Raw genomic sequence first — 19315 nt, 5'->3', positions numbered from 1 at the left:
TCATGGCAAGGCCATGCGTATTATCAAGCAGAAGTGGCCCAACTGGGCTCTATCGGACACCCACTCGCAGGAAATGTGTCTGTAGTTTTAGGCATCAGGATGATGCGGTTTATGCGCCTGCGGCTGGCGAGTTCACTATGCCGTCGCAACCCATACTGTATCCATCAGGTCAATTCGTCCAATGACTTAGGACTTCTCTTACCTTTTGGACAATCCCCATTGCAATGCGTTTCAGGGCGCGGGTAAAGACCAGCGCCGGCGGAACATCAGCATGTACACCCCTGTCACCCAGATCATTGCGGCACACCAGCCGCCCAGGATATCCGAGGGGTAATGCACCCCCAGGTAGACCCGCGACAGCCCCACCGAAACGACAAAACCACTGACCAACGCCACCACCGGCCAACGCCAGCGTGTGCGCCAGGTCAAAAAAACCAGGGTCAGCGCCAGCGTCATCGAGCCCATGGCATGGCCGCTGGGAAAGCTGAAGGTGCTTTCCGGCGCAATCGATTCCCACAGGCTGGGGCGCTCACGCTGGAATATCTGCTTGCTGCCCAGATTCAACAGCGCCGAACCAACGAACGCGGTCGCGGCGAATGCGGCCTTGCGCCAGCGCCGGCGCAGCAGCAGCGCCGCCACGATCACCACGTCCAGTGGAATGACGCCCCATTGGTAACCGAGCTTGGACATCAGCACGAAGAACGCGTTCAAGCCTGGGGTGGCGATCGCATGCATGCGCATCAGCAGCGCGGCGTCGAAATGAAGCGCTTCGGCTTCATGTATTTCGTCGGCTAGGGCGACAAAGCCGGCCAGCGGCAATAGCACGCCGATGAACAACACAACCAGCCGCCACGCGTTGTGGGCAAGCCAGCGACGCAATCCGGCAGCTTCGCTCCGGGAATCAACCGGAGTTTCGTGCATACCGGGTCTCAACATAATCATCGATCAGCGCGACAAACTCGTGCGCGATGTTCTCGCCGCGCAGGGTGACTTTCTTCTCGCCATCGACGAAGACCGGTGCAGCCGGCGTTTCGCCGGTACCCGGCAGGGAAATACCGATATTGGCGTGGCGCGACTCGCCCGGGCCGTTGACGATGCAGCCCATCACCGCCAAGGTCATGTTCTCCGCACCGGGGTGGCTGATGCGCCACACCGGCATCTTTTCGCGCACGTGGTTCTGCACCACCTTGGCCAGCTCCTGGAAGAACTCGGAGGTGGTACGGCCACAACCCGGGCAGGCGGTGACCATCGGCGTAAAGGCACGCTGACCGGTGGTCTGCAGCAACTCCTGGGCGACGATGACTTCCTGCGTACGCGACTGCCCCGGCTCGGGCGTTAGCGAAATGCGGATGGTGTCGCCAATACCTTCCTGCAACAGCACGGCCAAGGCCGCCGACGAGGCGACGATGCCCTTGCTGCCGATACCGGCTTCGGTCAGGCCCAGGTGCAGGGCGAAGTCCGAACGCTGCGCCAGATCGCGGTAGACGGCAATCAGTTCCTGCACGCCGCTGACCTTGGCCGACAGCACGATGCGATCACGCGGCAGGCCCAGCTCGACCGCGGTCTGCGCCGAATCCAGCGCCGAGCGGATCAGGGCTTCGCGCAATACCCGGCCAGCATCCCAGGGCTGTGCACGCTGGCTGTTCTCATCCATCAGCCTGGCCGCCAGCGCCTGGTCCAACGAGCCCCAGTTGGCGCCAATGCGCACCGGCTTGTTGTACTTGATGGCGAACTCGATCAGCTGCGCGAACTGGGTGTCCTTCTTCTTGCCGAAGCCGACATTGCCCGGATTGATGCGGTACTTGGCCAAGGCTTCGGCACAGGCCGGTTCGCCGGTCAGCAACTGATGGCCGTTGTAATGGAAGTCGCCGATCAGCGGCACCTCGATGCCCATCATCGCCAGCTTGTCGACGATGCGCGGAATGGCCGCGGCCGACTCGGGATTGTTGACGGTCAGCCGCACCATTTCCGAACCCGCGCGCCACAGTTCGGCCACCTGCTTGACGCTGGCAGCCACATCGGCGGTATCGGTATTGGTCATCGACTGCACGACCACGGGGTTTCCTCCGCCCACCTTGACGCCGCCGATGGCGACGGACTGGGTGATGCGGCGGGGCCACGCGGTAGCGTCGGAGGGCGGTGTTGGGCGGGTCACGGCGTCATGCATGGCCCATTTTAGCGCGCCAACCGCTCCAAGGCATGAACCTTGGATTGCGTTGTAGCCATCACGACAGCATACGATTGCGCCATGGAAACCCGAGATACCTCTTTTCTGCGCACGTTGTGCAGCCTGCGCTGGCTGGCCACCGCCGGCCAGGCCACCACCATCCTGGTCGCCACCTGGCTGCTGGGCCTGGACCTGCCGCAGGAACCCTTGTGGGCCGGCGTGGCAGTCCTGGCTCTGTTCAACCTCTACGTGCAGCTGCGCGTGCACGACAGCGACCCGGCGCCGGTGACCGCCTTCGGCCACATCCTGGTCGATGTCACCGTGCTGACCTGGATGGTGGGCTGGAGCGGTGGTATCGCCAATCCGTTTGGCTCGCTGTTCCTGATCCTGATCGCGCTGGCCGCGCTGGCCTTGCCGTTGCGCTGGACCCACGCGGTGGCGGCGGCCTGCGTGGGCGGCTATGCATTGAGCGCGGTGTTCGGGCTGCCGCTCAAGGGCGGCTACTTCGACACGATGAGCCTGCACCTGTGGGGGGCGGCGGCCAACTTCCTGTTGTCCAGCGTGGTGGTGCTGGTGTTCTCCACCCGCCTGGCCGGCGCCCTGCGCGAGCGCGAGAACCAGCTGGCGATGCTGCGCGAGCGCTTCGTCCGCAACGAAGGTATTGTCGCCCTGGCCACGCATGCGGCCTCGGTTGCCCACGAGCTCAACACCCCGCTGGCGACCATGACCCTGCTCACCGACGACATCGTCGAACAGGGCGCCGCCACCCCGGAAATGCGCGACGACCTGGAAACCCTGCGCGAGCTGCTGGTCCAATGCCGCGAAAAGGTGCTGGCCCTGGCCGCACCGGCCGAAGGCGCCGGCAGCCGTGCACCGGTATCCATCGCCAGCGTGCTCGAACAATGGCGGCTGGTGCGCCCGACCATCCAATTGCGACGCAACCCGGATGCCCCGCTGCAGCTCAAACTCGACCCCGGCATCGGCCACCTGCTGCAGGTATTGCTGAACAACGCCGCCGACGCCGGCGAACACGCCGGCCGCGCGCAGATCGATCTGGACCTGCGCATCCACGAAGGCCAGTTGTACGGCGAAGTGCGCGACTACGGGCCGGGATTCAATGCCAATGACGCCGCCTTGCCAGGCACCTTGTTCAACAGCGGCAAAAGCAACGGCATGGGTGTCGGCCTGGCACTGTCGCATGCCACCATTGAGCGCCTGCAGGGCGAACTGTGGATGCGTCCGGCCGAAGGCCAGGGAGCACGTGTCGGCTTCCGTCTGCCGTTGAACAACATCGAGGTAAGTCCATGAATGCTCCCGCCACCCACGGCCTGCTGGTCGACGACGACCCGCTTTATCTGCGTACCCTGCAGCGCACGCTGGCCCGCCGTGGCATCGAAGCGATCACCGCCACCGATACTGGCAGTGCCTTGCAGCTGGCCACGCAGCAGCCGCCGGCATTCGCGCTGATCGACCTCAAGCTGGGCAGCGAATCCGGCCTGACCCTGATCCAGCCGCTGCGCGAACTGCGCCAGGACATGCGCATCCTGCTGGTCACCGGCTATGCCTCCATTGCCACGGCGGTGGAAGCGATCAAGCTGGGCGCCGATGACTACCTGCCGAAGCCGGCGACGGTACAGATGATCCTGCGCGCGCTCGGCGAGGAAGACGAGGCCGGCGAGGAACCCGAAGAAATCGAGCCTCCGGACGCGATGACCCCGATCAGCCGACTGCAGTGGGAGCATATCCAGCAGGCACTGCATGAGACCGGCGGCAATGTATCGGCCGCCGCGCGCCTGCTCGGCATGCACCGGCGTTCACTGCAGCGCAAGCTGACCAAGCGACCCAGCCCGGAGCGCGACCCGAACAGGTAGGCCGACTTTCTGTAGTGCCGAGCCATGCTCGGCAGGGGCCTTAACCCGCATCGCCGATGAGCAAAGATGCCCGGCGTTTCAGCCGTACAGCTTCGCGGCTTACGCCGCTCCCACATTCTCCGGCCAACTCAGCCCAGTTTCCGCAGCTTGGTGAACCAGGTTTTGTGGGAGCGGCGTAAGCCGCGAAGCTGGCGATGCCTGCAAGGCCTCAAAGCCTACCCCTCCCCAACCCTCCCCTTTGCTGCGCAAAAGGGAGGTGGCAAAAAAAGCCGCGCATCTCTGCGCGGCTTTTCTCTTCAACACGAACACACTATCGGCTCTCAGCGCAGCCGTGCCAGCAGCTCGAGCGTCATCGGGTCGGCAATCTCCACCGCCTCACCCTGCAGGGCCGGCAGCAACTGGCTCGCCAACTGCTTGCCCAGCTCGACGCCGAACTGATCGAAGGCGTTGATATCCCAGATCAGCGACTGCACATACACCGCGTGCTCGTACATCGCGATCAAGGCGCCCAGCGACTGCGGGGTCAGCGCGTCCAGCAGAATCATCGTACTGGGGCGGCCACCCGGGTACTGGCGGTGCGGATCCTCGCTGTCCTGGCCGTTGGCCAAGGCTTCGGTCTGCGCCAGCAGATTGGCCAGCAAGGCCTGGTGATTGATTTCGTAGGGGTCGTCGTTGCGCACGCAGCCGATGAAATCGGCCGGCACGATACTGGTGCCCTGGTGCAGTGCCTGGAAGAAGCTGTGCTGCACGTCCGTGCCCGCGCCGCCCCACCACACCGAGACCGTGTCGCCATCGACCGGGCTGCCGTCGCATTTGACCCGCTTGCCCAGGCTCTCCATCACCAGCTGCTGCAGGTACGCCGGCAACAAGGCCATGCGCTGGTCATAGGTCATCACCGCATGCGTGGCATAGCCGAGCACATTGCGGTTCCAGATGTCGGTCAGTGCATGCAGCACCGGCAGGTTCTCCGCCAAGGGAGCACTGGCCGCATGCGCGTCCATCTGCGCGGCACCTTCCAGCAACTGGCCAAAGCGCTCAAAGCCAATCGCCAAGGCGATCGGGAAGCCTACCGCCGACCACAGCGAGTAACGGCCACCTACCCAATCCCACATCGGCAGCACGCGCTCGGCGGCGATGTCGAAAGCCTTGGCGGCGCGCTCGGGGTTGGCACTGACTGCGTACAGACGCTCGCTGCCGCCCAGCCAATCGCAGAGGATGCGGCCATTGAGCAGGGTTTCCTGGGTACCGAAGGTCTTGGAGATCAGGATGCCGGCAGTGGTTGCCGGGTCCAGCGTCGCCAAGGTGCGCTGCATGGCTGCGCCGTCGACATTGGAAACGAAATGCACGCGGAAACGCGCACCTGCCGCCGGGCGCAGGGCGTCTGCGACCAGACGCGGACCAAGGTCCGAACCACCAATGCCGACACTGACGATATCGGTGACATTGCTGGTTTCCAGCGCCTTGATCAAGCCGCCCATCTGCGCCTGCACCACCGTTGCTTCGGCGTGCGCCGCCAGCGCAACCGGAGCGTCGCTGGCATTGCCGCGCAGCGCACTATGCAGCACCGAGCGATCTTCGGTGAGGTTGATTTTCTGGCCGGCGAACAAGCGCTGGAAACCGCCGGCGACATCGCGCGCGGCGGCCAGTTCCAGCAAGGCATCCAGGGCCGCGCGGTCGTATTTCTGCCGCGCGAAGTTCACATACAACGGACCGACTTTCAGCGCCATGCGCTGCACCCGGTCAGGCTCTGCGGCCATCAGCGAGGGAATGCCTCTGCCCTGCAAACGCTGGGCGTGGGCGTGCAAAACGTCGAATCCGTTGTTGGTGATCATGCGGCCTGTGTGGGGATGCTGTCGTTGGTGTGGGAAATGCGGTTGTCGCCGTCAACATAGACGAGCTTGGGCTTGAAGCTGTCCGCCTCGGCTTCGCTCATGCTGGCGAAGGCCGCGATGATGATGATGTCGCCCACCTGCACGTGGCGCGCGGCGCCGCCGTTGAGCGAGATGACGCCACTGCCGGCTTCTGCCCGCAATGCGTAGGTGGTGAAACGGGCACCGTTGGTCACGTCCCAGATATGCACCTGTTCAAACTCGCGGATGCCGGTCGCCTGCAGCAGGTTGTCGTCGATCGCGATGGAGCCTTCGTAGTTCAGCTCCGAATGGGTGACGGTGGCGCGGTGGATCTTGGTCTTGAGCAGGGAGAGTTGCATGACAATGCCGAAACTGCGTGAGAAAGAGCGCAGTCTAGCACCGCTGCGGGGCCCTGCCCGCACTGCAACATGACCTATCCGGCGGCGTTCCACACAGACAACAATGGCGCCACAGGGGCGCCATTGAAGGTCACGCGAACAGTGGTTGTCGGACAGTAGAAGTCCGCCCGCTGCCCTGTTCAGAACTCGATGTTGTCGATCAGGCGGGTGTTGCCCAGTTTGGCCGCCACCAGCGCCACGCGGGCACCTTCGTGGCTCTGGCCCGGCTCGCTCAGGTCGGGCATGCGCACCACCGCGTAATCCACCGCGTAGCCCGCCGCCTGCAGCCGTGCAGCCGCTTCCTGCTCCACCGCCACCCGCTCGGCGCCGCCCAGGTAGGCATCGCGCGCGGCCAGCAGTACCTTGCGGATCACCGTGGCCTGCGGCCGCACGTCGGCGGTGAGATACTGGTTGCGCGAGCTCATCGCCAGGCCGTCGGCCTCGCGCACGATCTCGCCGCCCAGGATCTGGATCGGGAACGCCAGGTCGGCCACCATCTGCTGGATCACCGCCAGCTGCTGGTAGTCCTTGCGCCCAAACGCGGCCACGTCGGGCTGTACCTGGTTGAACAGGCGGCTGACCACCGTACAGACACCGTCAAAGTGCCCCGGGCGATGTGCCCCTTCCAGCAGCGAACTGACGCCAGGCACATGCACGTTGGCAGCCAGTTCCACCCCGAACGGATACATCGATTCGACCGTGGGCAGCCACAGCACGTCGCAGCCGGCCTGTTCCAGGCCACTGGTGTCGGCCTCCGGCGTGCGCGGGTAGCGGGTGAAATCCTCGTTCGGACCGAACTGGGTCGGATTGACGAACACGCTGGAAACCACCTTGTCGGCGTGCTCACGGGCCAGCTTGACCAGCGAATAGTGGCCGGCATGCAGGTTGCCCATGGTCGGCACCAACGCCACGCGCAGGCCCTCGCGCTTCCAGCCGCTGACAACGGCGCGCAGCCGGGAAAGTTCGGTAACGGTTTCGATCATGATGCGTAGGCGTGCTCTGCGTCGGGGAAGATGCCGGCGCGCACGGCGTCGGCATAGGCACGGACCGCACCGGCCACCGAACCGCCTTCGGCAAGGAAATCCTTGACGAACTTGGGACGTCGGTGACCGCTGTCCAGACCGAGGAAGTCATGCAGCACCAGCACCTGCCCGTCGCAATCGGGGCCGGCACCAATACCGATGGTGGGAATGGTTACGCCGGCGGTGACGCGCCCGGCAATCGGGGTGGGCACGCACTCCAGCACCAGCAGGCTGGCGCCGGCCTCGGCTACGGCCTTGGCATCGTCGAGCAGCTGCTTGCCGGCATCGCCACGGCCCTGCACGCGGTAGCCGCCCAGCCGCAATACCGACTGCGGGGTCAGGCCCAGGTGCGAACAGACCGGGATTTCGCGCTCCACCAGGTGGCGGATGATGTCCAGCTTGAAGCCGGCACCTTCAATCTTGACCATCTCGGCGCCGGCCTGCAGCAGCTTGAGCGAGGCGTCCAGCGCGCGTTCGGCGGTGGCATCGGCGCCAAACGGCAGGTCCGATACCAGCAGCGCACGTTCCAGCACGCCGGCGACGGCGCGGGTGTGATAGACCACATCGTCAACGCTGACCGGCAGCGTCGAGTCGTGCCCCTGCACCACCATGCCCAGCGAATCGCCGACCAGGATCAGGTCCACGCCATTGGCGTCGAAAGCACGGGCGAAGCCGGCATCGTAGGCGGTCAACATCACCAGCTTCTGGCCGTTGCGCTTGGCCTCGGCCAGGGCGGGTACGGTCCAGGGCTTGCTATCTGCGTGTGTGCTCATGTGGTCATAACGGTGGCTTATGAGCCGCCCATTATCCCCCTATCGGATCGATACCGCTGGTATTGATACCAACCAATACGTCCCGCACTGTTCCATGGCCCGGAATGACGGCCTGCGGCGCGACATCGGCCAAAGGCAGCAAAGCGAAGCCGCGCTGGTGCAGGAAGGGATGCGGCACCTTTAGCTGCGGCAGGTCGATCACCTGCTCGGCATACAGGAGCAGATCCAGATCCAGCAGCCGTGGGCCCCAGTGCTGGCCCGGCTCGCGCACCCGCCCGAACTGCTGCTCGATTGCCAGCAGCTGCTCCAGCAGCTGCGGCGCCGGCAGCTCGGTCTGCAGCGCCACGGCTGCATTGACGAAGTCCGGCTGCGCCTCGTTGCCCCAGGCCGGGCTGCGGTACAGCCGCGAGCTGGCCAGCAGCTCCGTGCCCGGCAGGCCTGCCAGCACCTGGATCGCCGCGCGCAGGGTGGCGGGCGCGTCACCGAGGTTGGCGCCCAGTCCGATACAGGCTACGACCATGCCCGCCTACTCGCCCGCAGCTGCGCTACCGCGGGGACGACGACGTCGACGACGACGCGGCGCGCCCTCTTCGACCTCCCCGTCGGTATGGACTGAATCCAGTTCCACACCCAGCTCGTGGCCAGCCTGTGCCTGTGCCTCGCGCCAGAACGTGATGTCTTCCTGGTGCTCGCTGGACGCGGCTTGGCGCAGGGCCAGGAAATCGAACGCTGCACGGAAGCGCGGGTGGCTCAAGGTACGCATCACGCGCTTGCGCTGGCGCGAGCTGAAACGCGACTGCAGCAGCCAGATCTCCTGCATCGGCAGCGAGAAGCGGCGCGGCAGCGCAATGGTGCTGAGCTGGTGCAGGGTGACCCGGTCGGCAGCACGGCGCTGCGCCTCTTCCGGCGCCAGGCCCTGCTTCTGCAGGCCAATCAGCGCGCGACAGAAGGCCGGCCACAGCAGCAGCGCGAACAGGAAGGCCGGCGACACCGGCTCCTCGTTGGCGACACGCTCGTCGGTATTGCGCAGGCCATCGATCAAAATGCGGCGCAGAGCACCACTGCGATTGCTCTTCAGCGCTGCGGCGCTTTCCGGGAACAGCACCGCCAGCAGGCCATAGCGCTCCAATCCTTCGAAGCTGGCCACGCCATGCCCGGACAGGAACAGCTTCAGCACTTCCTCGAACAGGCGAGCCGGCGCAGCCTCGCTCAGCAGGTTGGCCAGACGCGGGATGGGTTCGGCCGTGGCCGCCTCGATCTCGAAGTTCAGCTTGGCTGCCAGCCGCACCGCCCGCAGCATGCGCACCGGGTCTTCACGATAGCGCTGCTCGGGGTCGCCGATCAGCTTCATCCGGCGGGCCATCACGTCTTCGAAGCCACCGGTGTAATCGCGCACCGAGAAGTCCTCGATCGCGTAATACAGTGCGTTGCAGGTGAAGTCGCGACGGACCGCATCGTCTTCGATGGTGCCGTAGACGTTGTCGCGGACCAGCATGCCGTTCTCGACCTCGCGGTCGCCGCTGCCGTCATCAACATTGGCGCGGAACGTCGCCACCTCGATGATCTCGCGGCCGAACACCACATGCGCAAGGCGGAAGCGGCGCCCGATCAGGCGGCAATTGCGGAACAGCTGTTTGACCTGCTCCGGCGTTGCGTCGGTGGCAACGTCGAAATCCTTGGGGCGTCCACCTACTAGAAGGTCACGCACGGCGCCACCGACAAGATAGGCGCCGAAGCCGGATTCGCGCAGACGGTAGAGCACCCTGAGCGCATTGGGGCTGATGTCCCGGCGCGAGATGCTGTGCTGGTCGCGCGGAATCACGCGGACGGTGAACGGCGTTGTAACTATGGAATTGATGTTGGCGCTTCCAGTTGGGTTTACGGGATTGCCGAGCGGCAACCAGATGCATATACTAGCGCGCTAGCCAGACGCGAACAAAACGCTCCCTTCGTCTAGTGGTTAGGACGTGGCCCTCTCAAGGCTAAAACAGGGGTTCGAGTCCCCTAGGGAGCGCCAGCTCCGTCTGCGAAACAAAAAGCCCCGCCCTGCGGGGTTTTTTGCTTTGTACACCCCGCCAGTGCCCCTTGCCCTGGCTCCGGTACCCCTCGCTGCGCCAGCAAGCCCGGCCAATGAGAATACCCACGCCCATCGCCTGCATCCTGATCTAGAATTGCAGGGCTCAACGCCGGACCCCACCATGCCTTTTGTCGTTACCGAAAACTGCATCAAGTGCAAACACACCGATTGCGTCGAAGTCTGCCCCGTGGATTGCTTCCACGAAGGCCCCAACTTCCTGGTGATCGACCCTGACGAATGCATTGATTGCACCCTGTGCGAGCCCGAGTGCCCGGTCAACGCCATCTTCCCAGAGGACGATGTGCCGGCCGGCCAGGAAGGCTTTGTCGCGCTCAATGCCGAGCTGGCCAAGGCCTGGCCGGTGCTCACCGTGCGCAAGGAACCACCGACCGATGCCGCCGAATGGGACGGCAAGCCGGACAAGCTCAAGCTGCTGGAACGCTGAGCGCCGCAACCGCCAGCCACTGCAGCCAGCCAAACAGAAAGGGCGCCAGCTTACGCGGCGCCCTTTTTTCATCCCCAAGCCACCGGCATCAGCCGGCCAGCTTGGCCTTCAACGCCGCAATCAGCTTGGTTGCGGCCGCATCGGTGGCCGGCATGCCGCGCGGGTCCACCGCCGACACATAGGCACCGGCATCAACAGCGACCACGCGCACCAGGAAGTTGCTGCCTTCATAGGCCACATCATAGGAACCGAGCAGCTGCGCGCGGCTGGCGATGGTCACGCCTTCGACGCCGGCAAGTGCCTCACCGACCTTGCCGAAGACCTCGTCACGGCTGCCGCTGACGGTGAAGCCGCTCTGCGACGAGGCCACGGTGGCTGCCGAAGCAGCGGCGGGCTTGGCGGCCGAGGCCAGTGCCGGGATCGGCGCCGAGCCAGCAGTGCTGGGCAGGTTCAGGTCCGGCGGCACTTCCAGCGGGCGCGCTTCTGGGGCCAGCGCGTAGTCGCCACGGGCACCGCGCTTGAAGAAGCAGCCGGAAGTCGCCACGGCGGTGACAACGCCCAGCAGCACCAGCGAGAACACGCGAACGGTAGAGGTTTGACGCATGGGTGAATCTCCAGAGTTCAGGCCGCCGAATCAGCGGCTGGATAGTTCTTCCAACGCGTCCACGTCAGCGGCCAGATGATCGGCATGTGCGTGGTGCGGCGCAGAAAGCGGAAGCAGCGGCAAGCGCAGGCCCTGACCGATACCAATGCGCTGCAACAGCGCCTTGACCGGAATGGGATTGGACTCGACACCGCAAAAATCGTGGTACGGCTGCAGGCGGGCATCCCAGGCCTCGGCCGGCTCATGCTGGCCGGCGCGGGCAAGATCGCACAGCGTCCGGTAAGCCCCTGGCAGCACATTGGAGCCCACCGAAATCAGGCCATCGGCACCGGACAGCATGGAACGGGCGGCCGTGCCGTCGTCACCACTGAGGATGGCGAAGCTGCTGCTGCGCAGCTCCAGCAGAGCCTTCAGCCGCGAGGTATCGCCGACCGCTTCCTTGATGCCGACGATGTTCGGGTGCGCGGCCAGCGCGGCAACGGTCTCCGGCAGCAGATCGCAGCCGGTGCGCCCGGGCACGTTGTACAGCACCACCGGCAAGCCGCCCTGCTCGGCCACCGCCAGATAATGCTGGCGCAGGCCTTCCTGGGTGGGGCGTACATAAGGCGGGGTGACCACCAGCGCATGGGTAGCGCCTTGGGCGGCCGCCCGTTTGGTCAGGGCAATGGTCCGGGCGGTGCCGGACAGGCCGGTACCGGCCAGCACCGGCACCTTGCCGGCGAAGGCCGCCACGGCGCTGCGCAGCAGGCCATCGTATTCATCGTCGGACAGGGTGGAGGCTTCGCCGGTGGAGCCAGCCACGACTACACCCTGGACGCCGCCCTTGAGCTGCTGGGCCAGCAGGCGCTGCCAGCCCTCAGGATCGAGTGCGCCGTCGGCCTGGAAAGGCGTCGCCAGCGCGGTGATGAGACCAGATATGGACAAAGGGTCAGTCGCTCTTCGTGGGGGTAAAGAAGCCCGCCGGTCGGCGGGTTCGTGACCGAAGGCATGTTACTTGCCGGTCGAAAGCACGGGCAAGTATGCTGGACACCAACGAACAGCCCTTCAACGGTGTTGTTCAGACTCTCTAGCTCCCGGAACCACCTTGACCGACACCACGCCGCGGCCGCTGCCGACCGAAAACCACCTCCTGATCAACGCCTATACGACGCATCCGGAGTCCCCTCTGCTGTCCGTCACCCGTCGAATCGCCGACAGCGGCTGCAACCTGGTTGATGCCCGCCTTGCCACCGTGGGCCGCGACGTGTCCGTCACCACCCTGGCCACCGGCTCCTGGGATGCGGTGGCCAAGCTCGAGGCGATGTTGACCCGGCTTGAGCGCGAGGAGAACCTGAAGCTGGTGTGGTACCGCACCGCCGCAAAGCAGGCCCAGTCCAACCTGCTGCCCTATATCGTCGAGGTCGTTGCCGCCGACAAGCCGGGCATCCTGTTCCAGCTGGCCGACTTTTTCGACCGCCAGGGCATCACCATCGAGAACCTGCAGAGCACGCGTTACCAGGCCATGCAGACCGGCGCGGAGATGTTCTCCGCGCAGATCACCATTGGTGTTCCCTCCAACATGCACATCGCCGCGCTGCGCGACGATTTCCTCGAATTCTGCGACCACCTCAACCTGGACGCGATCATGGACCCGATGAAGTTCTGATGTTTCGCGCGCCCGTCACAGGCGCGCGGCGTTTCATGTAACTGCAATCGAATTACCCCAGGCTCCGGAAAGGATCTGATGAACATCGGCGATACCCTGGACCGAAACACCCTCGAGCTGCCGCTGGCACTGTCCGGCGGCACCACCACAAGCCTCGGCGACCTCGCCGGCCAATGGCTGGTGTTGTACTTCTACCCGAAGGACAGCACCCCCGGCTGCACCACCGAAGGCCTGGACTTCAACGCCCTGCTGCCAAAGTTCAAGCGCGCCGGGGCACAGGTGTTCGGCATCTCCCGCGACTCGCTGAAGTCGCACGACAACTTCTGCGCCAAGCAGGGCTTCAAGTTCCCCTTGATCAGCGACACGGATGAAGCGCTGTGCACCGCCTTCGACGTGATCAAGATGAAGAACATGTACGGCAAGCAGGTACGCGGCATCGAACGCAGTACCTTTCTGATCTCTCCTGACAGCCAGCTCGTGCAGGAATGGCGCAAGGTCAAAGTCGCCGGCCATGCCGATGCCGTGCTGGAAGCACTGAAGGCCGCTCAAACCAAGTGACCCACCTCCCGTTCCAACCCATGTCATCGCCCTGCCCTGCAGGTGCGATGGCGTGACCCTGTCCCGCCACCAGGAATCGACGATGACCCGAGGCAAGCGCATCTACGTACTGGATACCAACGTGCTGATGCACGATCCGACCGCGCTGTTCAAATTCGAGGAACACGATGTCTACCTGCCCATGCAGGTGATCGAGGAGCTGGACAACGGCAAGAAGGGCACTACCGAGGCGAGCCGCAACGCCCGCCAGGTGAGCCGTTTCCTCAATGAGCTGATCGAAGCATCCGGCATCGGCAGCGTGCAGAACGGCGTGCCGCTGGCGCAACCCAAGGGCCTGCAACTGCGCGGCGCGCACAGCGCCGGCAACCTCTACTTCCAGACCAGCCATTTCGAGGCTGGCAAGAGTTTCGGCAAGGTTATCCCGGACAACGCCATCCTCGGCGCGATCCTGGCATTGAAGGAACAGCACCCGGAAACCCCGGTGGTGTTCATCTCCAAGGACATCAACCTGCGCATCAAGGCTGCCATTGCCGGCATTGATTCGGAGGATTACGAGAACGACCGCGCGCTGGACGATTTCAGCCTGCTCTACACCGGCGCCACCCAGCTGCCGGAGGATTTCTGGAAGAAGCACAGCGAAAGCCTGCGCAGCTGGAGCGACAAGGGCCGCACCAGTTACGAGATCATGGCCGCCGACGACGAGGACTGGCATCCCAACCAGTACGCCTACCTGCCCGGCGACGACGAAGTCGAGCTGAAGGTGGCCAAGGTCGAAGGCGATGGCCGCGTCACCTTGTCGCTGGTCAACGACTTCCGCCACGGCTCGCATTCGGTCTGGGGCATCACCGCGCGCAACCGCGAGCAGAACTTCGCCCTCAACGCATTGATGGACCCGGAGATCGACTTCGTCACCCTGCTCGGCACCGCCGGCACCGGCAAAACGCTGCTGGCGCTGGCCGCCGGCCTGGCGCAGACCATGGACACGCAGCGTTACCGCGAGATCATCATGACCCGCGCCACGGTCAGCGTCGGCGAGGACATCGGCTTCCTGCCCGGCACCGAGGAAGAAAAGATGACGCCGTGGATGGGCGCACTCACCGACAACCTGGAAGTGCTGACCCACAACCAGGACGGCGGCGCCTGGGGCCGCGCGGCCACCAATGACCTGCTGGCCAGCCGCATCAAGATCCGCTCGATGAACTTCATGCGCGGCCGCACCTTCCTGTCGCGTTACCTGATCCTGGACGAGGCGCAGAACCTCACCCCGAAGCAGATGAAGACGCTGATCACCCGCGCCGGCCCCGGCACCAAGATCGTCTGCCTGGGCAACGTCGAGCAGATCGACACGCCCTACCTCACCGAAACCACCTCAGGCCTCACCTATGCGGTGGACCGTTTCAAGAATTGGCCGCACAGTGCACACATCACACTGCGTCGGGGCGAACGTTCGCGCCTGGCCGATTACGCTTCGGAGGTTCTGTGAAACAGCTGCAAACCCTGTCCCTGTTGGCCGCCGCCACACTGGCCGTCGCCGCCTGCACGCCGACCAACACCCGTCCGGGCAGCGTGCCGACGGCGGTAAAGACGGGACAGTCCTGGGTGGTCACCCGCCCCATGGTCGCCGCGCAGGTGCTGGACACCTGCTCGCGCGACAGCCCCGCCAGACACGCCGGTGAAGTCACCGGCTACTGGGCGCCCAGCCGCGCCGACATCGACGCACTGGAAAGCCGACTGGCGCAGCTGCAGCCCAGCATTGCCGAGCCGGCCCAGTCCGGCCGCCAGTACGTGGGCTTCGAGTCCGCAGGCAAACGGCTGATCTACATCAATGCCTTCACCCTGCCCGACCACAGCGAAATGGACCCGGGCCGCGAAGCGATCCGGGTCTGCGATGGCGGCGCGCGGTTCTGGGGCGCGGTCTACGACCCGCAAACCGGTACCTTCAGCAGCATCGAACGCAACGGCGCGAAGTCGTCGCCCTGACCGGGCGGCGCAATGAAGGTCCGCCTGCCCACCTGGGTCTGGATCGGTGCGATTGCACTGTCGTGCGTGGCCGGCATGGTCAATGCGGTCGGGTTTCTGGGTTTTGAACACCAGGCCGTCAGCCATGTCACAGGCAGCACCAGCCAGCTCGGCATTGCCCTGGCGCATGCCGACTGGCGCTCGGTCGGCCATCTGTGGGGCCTGCTGATCGCCTTTGCGCTGGGCGCGATCCTCAGCGGCCTGATCATCCAGGACAGCACCCTGCAACTCGGGCGCCGCTATGGGGTTGCGCTGGCACTGGAATCTGCCCTGTTGCTGCTGGCCATTCCTCTGTTCAAGCAGCACCAGGTCTGGGGCGCACTGGCTGCGGCCATGGCCTGCGGGCTGCAGAACGCGCTGGCCACCACTTTCAGCGGCGCAGTCGTCCGTACCACCCACCTGAGCGGCATGTTCACCGATCTCGGCATCGGCCTGGGCCACCTGCTGCGCGGACTGCCGGTGCCGATGCACCGGTTGACCCTGAGTGGTCTGATCATCAGCGGCTTTCTGGCCGGCGGTGTACTCGGCGCATGGCTGTTCGCGCGCTGGCAGTACGACGCCCTGCTGGTACCGGCCCTGCTGACCGGACTGAGCGGCATGGGATACGTGCTGTACCGGCAATGGCTGATGCGCCGGCAGCGGTGAGGCAGGCCTTCGGCAAACACTGCACAATCGGCCAATGAGCCCTTCCACCCCCGTTTCCGCCCTGACCATTGCCGGCTCCGATTCCGGTGGCGGCGCAGGCATTCAAGCCGACCTCAAAGCCTTTGCCGCCCATCGCGTGCATGGCCTGTCGGCAATCACCGCACTCACCGCACAGCACACCCGTGGCGTCACCGCCGTGCATGTGCCGCCGCTGGAGTTCCTGCGCGCGCAGATCGATGCCTGCTTCGATGACTTTGATATCCACGCGGTCAAACTGGGCATGCTTGCCAATGCCGAGGTGATCCACCTGGTCGCCGATGTACTGGAACAACGGCGGCCACCGCAGATCGTGATCGACCCGGTCATGGTCGCCACCAGTGGCGCCAAGCTGCTCGAAGACAGCGCCCTGCGCGCAATGCGCGAGCGGCTGCTGCCGCTGGCAACGTTGCTGACTCCGAATACGCCGGAAGCAGAGTTGTTGCTTGGCCGCCGCATCCTCAATGCCGACGACGCAGAAGATGCCGCCACCGCCCTGCTCGACATGGGCGCCGGCGCGGTCCTGCTCAAGGGCGGGCACCTGCTGGAAGGCAGTCGCGTCATCGATCGTTACTTCGACGGCGTCAGCCGCGAGGAATTCAGCCATGTACGGCTGCCGGTGGATGCACACGGTACCGGCTGCACGCTGGCCTCGGCGATTGCCGCGCAACTGTGCTGCGGACTGTCGCTGGCCAACGCCTGCGAAGCAGCCATCGACTATGTCGCACGCGCCCTGCAGGGCGGCTACCGCCCCGGCCACAGCGAAGTAATGGTGCTGGATCACTTCGGCGCGGCGCGACCGGCATGAACATGGAAACGACGCCCCGCCAACCCACCGCGTTGCCCGTCAGCAGCGCCGATGGCCACAGCTTCGAACTATTGGCCTACCTCCCCGCCCAGCCGCGCGCCTGCCTGCTATGGCTGCCGGCACTGGGCGTTGCTGCACGCCATTACCAGGCGTTCGCGCAAGCCCTGGCCGAGTACGACATTGCCGTCTTCCTGCACGAATGGCGCGGCAACGGCAGCAGCAGCCTGCGCCCTGATCGCAGCCACGACTGGGGTTACAAGGAACTGCTGCAGCTCGACCTGCCCGCCGCCGAAGCCGCCGTGCACAGCACTCTGCCCGGGCTCCCGTTGCAGCTGGGCGGCCATAGCCTCGGCGGCCAGCTCAGCTGTTGTTATGCAGGCCTGCGTGACGCCGAGCTGGACGCACTATGGCTGGTTGCCAGCGGCACGCCATGGTGGCGAAGCTTCCCGCCGCCGCGCGGTTGGTTGCTGCCCTTGGCGTATCGCTTCCTGCCCTGGCTGGCACAACGCAACGGCACCCTGCCCGGACGTCGCGTCGGCTTCGGCGGCACCGAGGCGCGCGGATTGATACGCGACTGGGCCCGCGTCGGCCTGAGCAATCATTACGCCGCCCACAACCTGCCGATCGACCTGGAAGCCTGCATGCGCACCATCACCGCGCCGACGCGCGCCGTGGTGATGGACAGCGATTGGCTGGCGCCGGTCAGTTCGATGCAGCATCTGTTGGCCAAGCTTCCGGCGTCTGCACACCAGCTGCAGATACTGTCATCCGCGGACCTGGGCGTGCCTGCCGATCACTTCCATTGGATGAAATCTCCACAGAAGGTGGCCCAGGCACTGATTCATACCGAAGATTAAGAAATTTTCACAAAAAGCGTTGACGCAAACGGCTCATATCCGCATAATCTCGCTCCTGGCAACGACGCGCTCGTAGCTCAGTTGGATAGAGTACCTGGCTACGAACCAGGTGGTCGGGAGTTCGAATCTCTCCGAGCGCACCATGTCAGAACGCGGATATAATCCGCACCGCTTCAAACTACAACAGCAATGTTGAGCGCTCGTAGCTCAGTTGGATAGAGTACCTGGCTACGAACCAGGTGGTCGGGAGTTCGAATCTCTCCGAGCGCACCAATACCAAAAACAGCAGGCATTGCCTGCTGTTTTTTTATGTGCGTTTTGCGGATGGATAATCAGGCCGGACAAAACAGCGCCTGACGCGAGCACCAGCGCCCCGCATAACCAACGTCGACTGTAATGCCGAGCCATGCTCGGCAGAGGCCCTCCCGGCAATGCCGATCCCGCGAAGCTGGCCATACCGAAGCCACCCGCACGCCACCTGAGCACCTACGAGCTTCGCGACTTATGCCGCTCCTACAGAAGCACGCAGACACCTCAGCGCAGCACGCAGCCCTGTAGTGCCGAGCCATGCTCGGCAGAGGCCTTAAGAGCAACGCCGCAACGCACGGCCTGTCACCACGCGCCCAGCCCAGCAGAGAGCCACATAAGCCGCGACAGCGGTGCTATTAAGCTCACCAAGGCCCCGCAATCTGATCGCCCGCGAGCTTCGCGGCTTACGCCGCTCCCACAGAAGCACGCAGGCACCCCAGCGCAGCACACAGCTCTGTAGTGCCGAGCCATGCTCGGCAGAGGCCTTACAAGCGTCGCCACAGCGCATCGCCACTCACCGCAACACCCGGGGACAACACCGATCCCGCAGAGGGCCACATATGCCGCTACACCGGCCCTATTGAACTCAAGGCCCAGCAATCTGATCGTCCGTGAGCTTCGCGGCTGATGCCGCTCCTACAAAAGCGCGCGGCGCACCAGCACATCGAAACAGAACTCACCAACAGCAGGCACAGCGACAAAACCAACAGACACAAAAAAGCCCCTTTTCAGGGGCTTTTTTGAAACTGGCGGAGTGAGAGGGATTCGAACCCTCGATAGAGCTTTTAACCCTATACTCCCTTAGCAGGGGAGCCCCTTCAGCCACTCGGGCATCACTCCGTTTCTTTTGCCCCGCCGCGTGTATTCCGAAGCGGGGCGCGAAGAATAACGTTAAACGAGGTGAAAGGTAAACCCTTATTCGGAAGTTTCTTCACTTCCGGGGGCTGCGGGCTCATCGCCACGCTGGATACGCTGGAAAATCTCCTCACGGTGCACCGCCACATCCTTCGGAGCGGTGATACCGATACGTACCTGGTTGCCCTTGACGCCGAGCACGGTCACGCTGACCGAGTCGCCGATCATCAAGGTTTCGCCTACTCGGCGAGTCAGGATCAACATTTTGCAAATCTCCATGGAACCGGCAGGGTTTCCCGCCGGCATTGGCGCGCTTCTAGCTATGCGCCCCACGACAAAGGGAAAAGACTCCCAATGTTAACGTCAGGGCGCAAAC

The 19315-nt window shown here is 64.5% G+C and carries 21 protein-coding genes and 4 tRNA genes; 13 read left to right on the top strand and 12 right to left on the bottom strand.

Annotated features, from left to right (window positions below; genetic code table 11):
* Nucleotides 1-231: 231 nt before the first annotated feature.
* Nucleotides 232-921, bottom strand: a complete 690-nt coding sequence (locus tag BCV67_RS17430; RefSeq protein ID WP_062167979.1) for a phosphatase PAP2 family protein — start codon at nt 919-921, stop codon at nt 232-234.
* Nucleotides 902-2167: a flavodoxin-dependent (E)-4-hydroxy-3-methylbut-2-enyl-diphosphate synthase gene (gene ispG / locus BCV67_RS17425; protein WP_062167981.1), complete on the bottom strand. Its 1266-nt coding sequence runs from the start codon at nt 2165-2167 to the stop codon at nt 902-904. Before ispG ends, BCV67_RS17430 begins: the two co-directional genes overlap by 20 nt.
* Nucleotides 2168-2248: 81 nt before the next feature.
* Here ispG and BCV67_RS17420 point away from each other — a divergent pair, with 81 nt between their 5' ends.
* The gene (locus BCV67_RS17420) at nt 2249-3475 is read left to right on the top strand and encodes an ATP-binding protein (protein ID WP_062167983.1); all 1227 of its coding nucleotides are present in this window, start codon (nt 2249-2251) and stop codon (nt 3473-3475) included.
* Nucleotides 3472-4038 carry a response regulator transcription factor gene (locus BCV67_RS17415; protein WP_062167985.1) on the top strand — a complete coding sequence of 189 codons (567 nt, stop codon included), beginning with the start codon at nt 3472-3474 and terminating at the stop codon, nt 4036-4038. The genes BCV67_RS17420 and BCV67_RS17415 overlap by 4 nt, the downstream gene beginning before the upstream one ends.
* Before the next feature lie 320 nt (nt 4039-4358).
* On the opposite strand, the gene pgi is transcribed toward BCV67_RS17415, so the two are convergent.
* From pgi to pcnB, 6 genes are all read right to left on the bottom strand, one after another.
* Nucleotides 4359-5870, bottom strand: coding sequence for a glucose-6-phosphate isomerase (gene pgi, locus BCV67_RS17410; RefSeq protein ID WP_062167988.1), 1512 nt, complete (start codon nt 5868-5870; stop codon nt 4359-4361).
* The gene (panD, locus tag BCV67_RS17405; RefSeq protein ID WP_057628235.1) at nt 5867-6247 is read right to left on the bottom strand and encodes an aspartate 1-decarboxylase; all 381 of its coding nucleotides are present in this window, start codon (nt 6245-6247) and stop codon (nt 5867-5869) included. The genes pgi and panD overlap by 4 nt, the downstream gene beginning before the upstream one ends.
* 179 nt (nt 6248-6426) lie before the next feature.
* Nucleotides 6427-7269 carry a pantoate--beta-alanine ligase gene (gene panC / locus BCV67_RS17400; RefSeq protein ID WP_062167990.1) on the bottom strand — a complete coding sequence of 281 codons (843 nt, stop codon included), beginning with the start codon at nt 7267-7269 and terminating at the stop codon, nt 6427-6429.
* Nucleotides 7266-8081 (bottom strand): 3-methyl-2-oxobutanoate hydroxymethyltransferase, encoded by an 816-nt coding sequence (gene panB, locus BCV67_RS17395; protein WP_062167992.1) that lies wholly within the window; start codon nt 8079-8081, stop codon nt 7266-7268. Before panB ends, panC begins: the two co-directional genes overlap by 4 nt.
* A 31-nt stretch (nt 8082-8112) precedes the next feature.
* Entirely contained in the window at nt 8113-8601 is a 489-nt protein-coding gene (gene folK / locus BCV67_RS17390; RefSeq protein WP_062167994.1) for a 2-amino-4-hydroxy-6-hydroxymethyldihydropteridine diphosphokinase, read from the bottom strand.
* A gap of 6 nt (nt 8602-8607) precedes the next feature.
* A complete protein-coding gene (pcnB, locus tag BCV67_RS17385) occupies nt 8608-9981 on the bottom strand; it encodes a polynucleotide adenylyltransferase PcnB (protein ID WP_062167996.1) in 1374 nt (457 codons plus the stop codon).
* Nucleotides 9982-10023: 42 nt separating this feature from the next.
* On the opposite strand from pcnB, the gene BCV67_RS17380 reads away from it, so the two are divergent.
* Nucleotides 10024-10098, top strand: a tRNA-Glu gene (locus tag BCV67_RS17380).
* A 181-nt stretch (nt 10099-10279) separates the two neighbouring features.
* On the top strand, nt 10280-10603 hold the full coding sequence (gene fdxA, locus BCV67_RS17375; protein WP_062167998.1) for a ferredoxin FdxA: 324 nt from the start codon (nt 10280-10282) through the stop codon (nt 10601-10603).
* An 88-nt stretch (nt 10604-10691) separates the two neighbouring features.
* Here the strand turns inward: fdxA and BCV67_RS17370 are convergent, their stop codons facing one another.
* The gene (locus tag BCV67_RS17370; RefSeq protein WP_062168000.1) at nt 10692-11207 is read right to left on the bottom strand and encodes a hypothetical protein; all 516 of its coding nucleotides are present in this window, start codon (nt 11205-11207) and stop codon (nt 10692-10694) included.
* A 30-nt stretch (nt 11208-11237) separates the two neighbouring features.
* On the bottom strand, nt 11238-12131 hold the full coding sequence (gene dapA, locus BCV67_RS17365) for a 4-hydroxy-tetrahydrodipicolinate synthase (RefSeq protein WP_062168002.1): 894 nt from the start codon (nt 12129-12131) through the stop codon (nt 11238-11240).
* Nucleotides 12132-12291: 160 nt separating this feature from the next.
* Between dapA and BCV67_RS17360 the strand changes: the two genes are divergently transcribed.
* The 9 genes from BCV67_RS17360 to BCV67_RS17320 all read left to right on the top strand — a co-directional run bounded on the left by BCV67_RS17360 (nt 12292) and on the right by BCV67_RS17320 (nt 18048).
* Nucleotides 12292-12852 (top strand): glycine cleavage system protein R, encoded by a 561-nt coding sequence (locus BCV67_RS17360; RefSeq protein WP_057628242.1) that lies wholly within the window; start codon nt 12292-12294, stop codon nt 12850-12852.
* Between the two features lie 78 nt (nt 12853-12930).
* Nucleotides 12931-13410 (top strand): peroxiredoxin, encoded by a 480-nt coding sequence (locus tag BCV67_RS17355; RefSeq protein WP_062168005.1) that lies wholly within the window; start codon nt 12931-12933, stop codon nt 13408-13410.
* Nucleotides 13411-13492: 82 nt separating this feature from the next.
* Nucleotides 13493-14893, top strand: coding sequence for a PhoH family protein (locus BCV67_RS17350; protein ID WP_062168007.1), 1401 nt, complete (start codon nt 13493-13495; stop codon nt 14891-14893).
* A gap of 5 nt (nt 14894-14898) precedes the next feature.
* Nucleotides 14899-15390, top strand: a complete 492-nt coding sequence (locus tag BCV67_RS17345; RefSeq protein ID WP_428999527.1) for a hypothetical protein — start codon at nt 14899-14901, stop codon at nt 15388-15390.
* A gap of 12 nt (nt 15391-15402) precedes the next feature.
* Nucleotides 15403-16074, top strand: a complete 672-nt coding sequence (locus BCV67_RS17340) for a YoaK family protein (RefSeq protein ID WP_062168010.1) — start codon at nt 15403-15405, stop codon at nt 16072-16074.
* Between the two features lie 34 nt (nt 16075-16108).
* Entirely contained in the window at nt 16109-16918 is an 810-nt protein-coding gene (gene thiD / locus BCV67_RS17335; RefSeq protein WP_062168012.1) for a bifunctional hydroxymethylpyrimidine kinase/phosphomethylpyrimidine kinase, read from the top strand.
* Between the two features lie 2 nt (nt 16919-16920).
* Nucleotides 16921-17775: an alpha/beta hydrolase family protein gene (locus BCV67_RS17330; protein WP_062168014.1), complete on the top strand. Its 855-nt coding sequence runs from the start codon at nt 16921-16923 to the stop codon at nt 17773-17775.
* Between the two features lie 66 nt (nt 17776-17841).
* Nucleotides 17842-17918: transfer RNA gene (locus tag BCV67_RS17325), tRNA-Arg, on the top strand.
* A 53-nt stretch (nt 17919-17971) separates the two neighbouring features.
* A tRNA-Arg gene (locus BCV67_RS17320) sits at nt 17972-18048 on the top strand.
* 783 nt (nt 18049-18831) lie between these two features.
* Here the strand turns inward: BCV67_RS17320 and BCV67_RS17315 are convergent.
* A tRNA-Ser gene (locus BCV67_RS17315) sits at nt 18832-18924 on the bottom strand.
* Between the two features lie 75 nt (nt 18925-18999).
* Nucleotides 19000-19203, bottom strand: a complete 204-nt coding sequence (csrA, locus tag BCV67_RS17310; RefSeq protein WP_055765406.1) for a carbon storage regulator CsrA — start codon at nt 19201-19203, stop codon at nt 19000-19002.
* Between the last annotated feature and the right edge of the window lie 112 nt (nt 19204-19315).

It is taken from the genome of Stenotrophomonas nitritireducens (assembly GCF_001700965.1).
In the GTDB taxonomy this organism is placed as follows: domain Bacteria; phylum Pseudomonadota; class Gammaproteobacteria; order Xanthomonadales; family Xanthomonadaceae; genus Stenotrophomonas; species Stenotrophomonas nitritireducens_A.
This window is presented reverse-complemented; position numbering and strand designations above follow the sequence as displayed.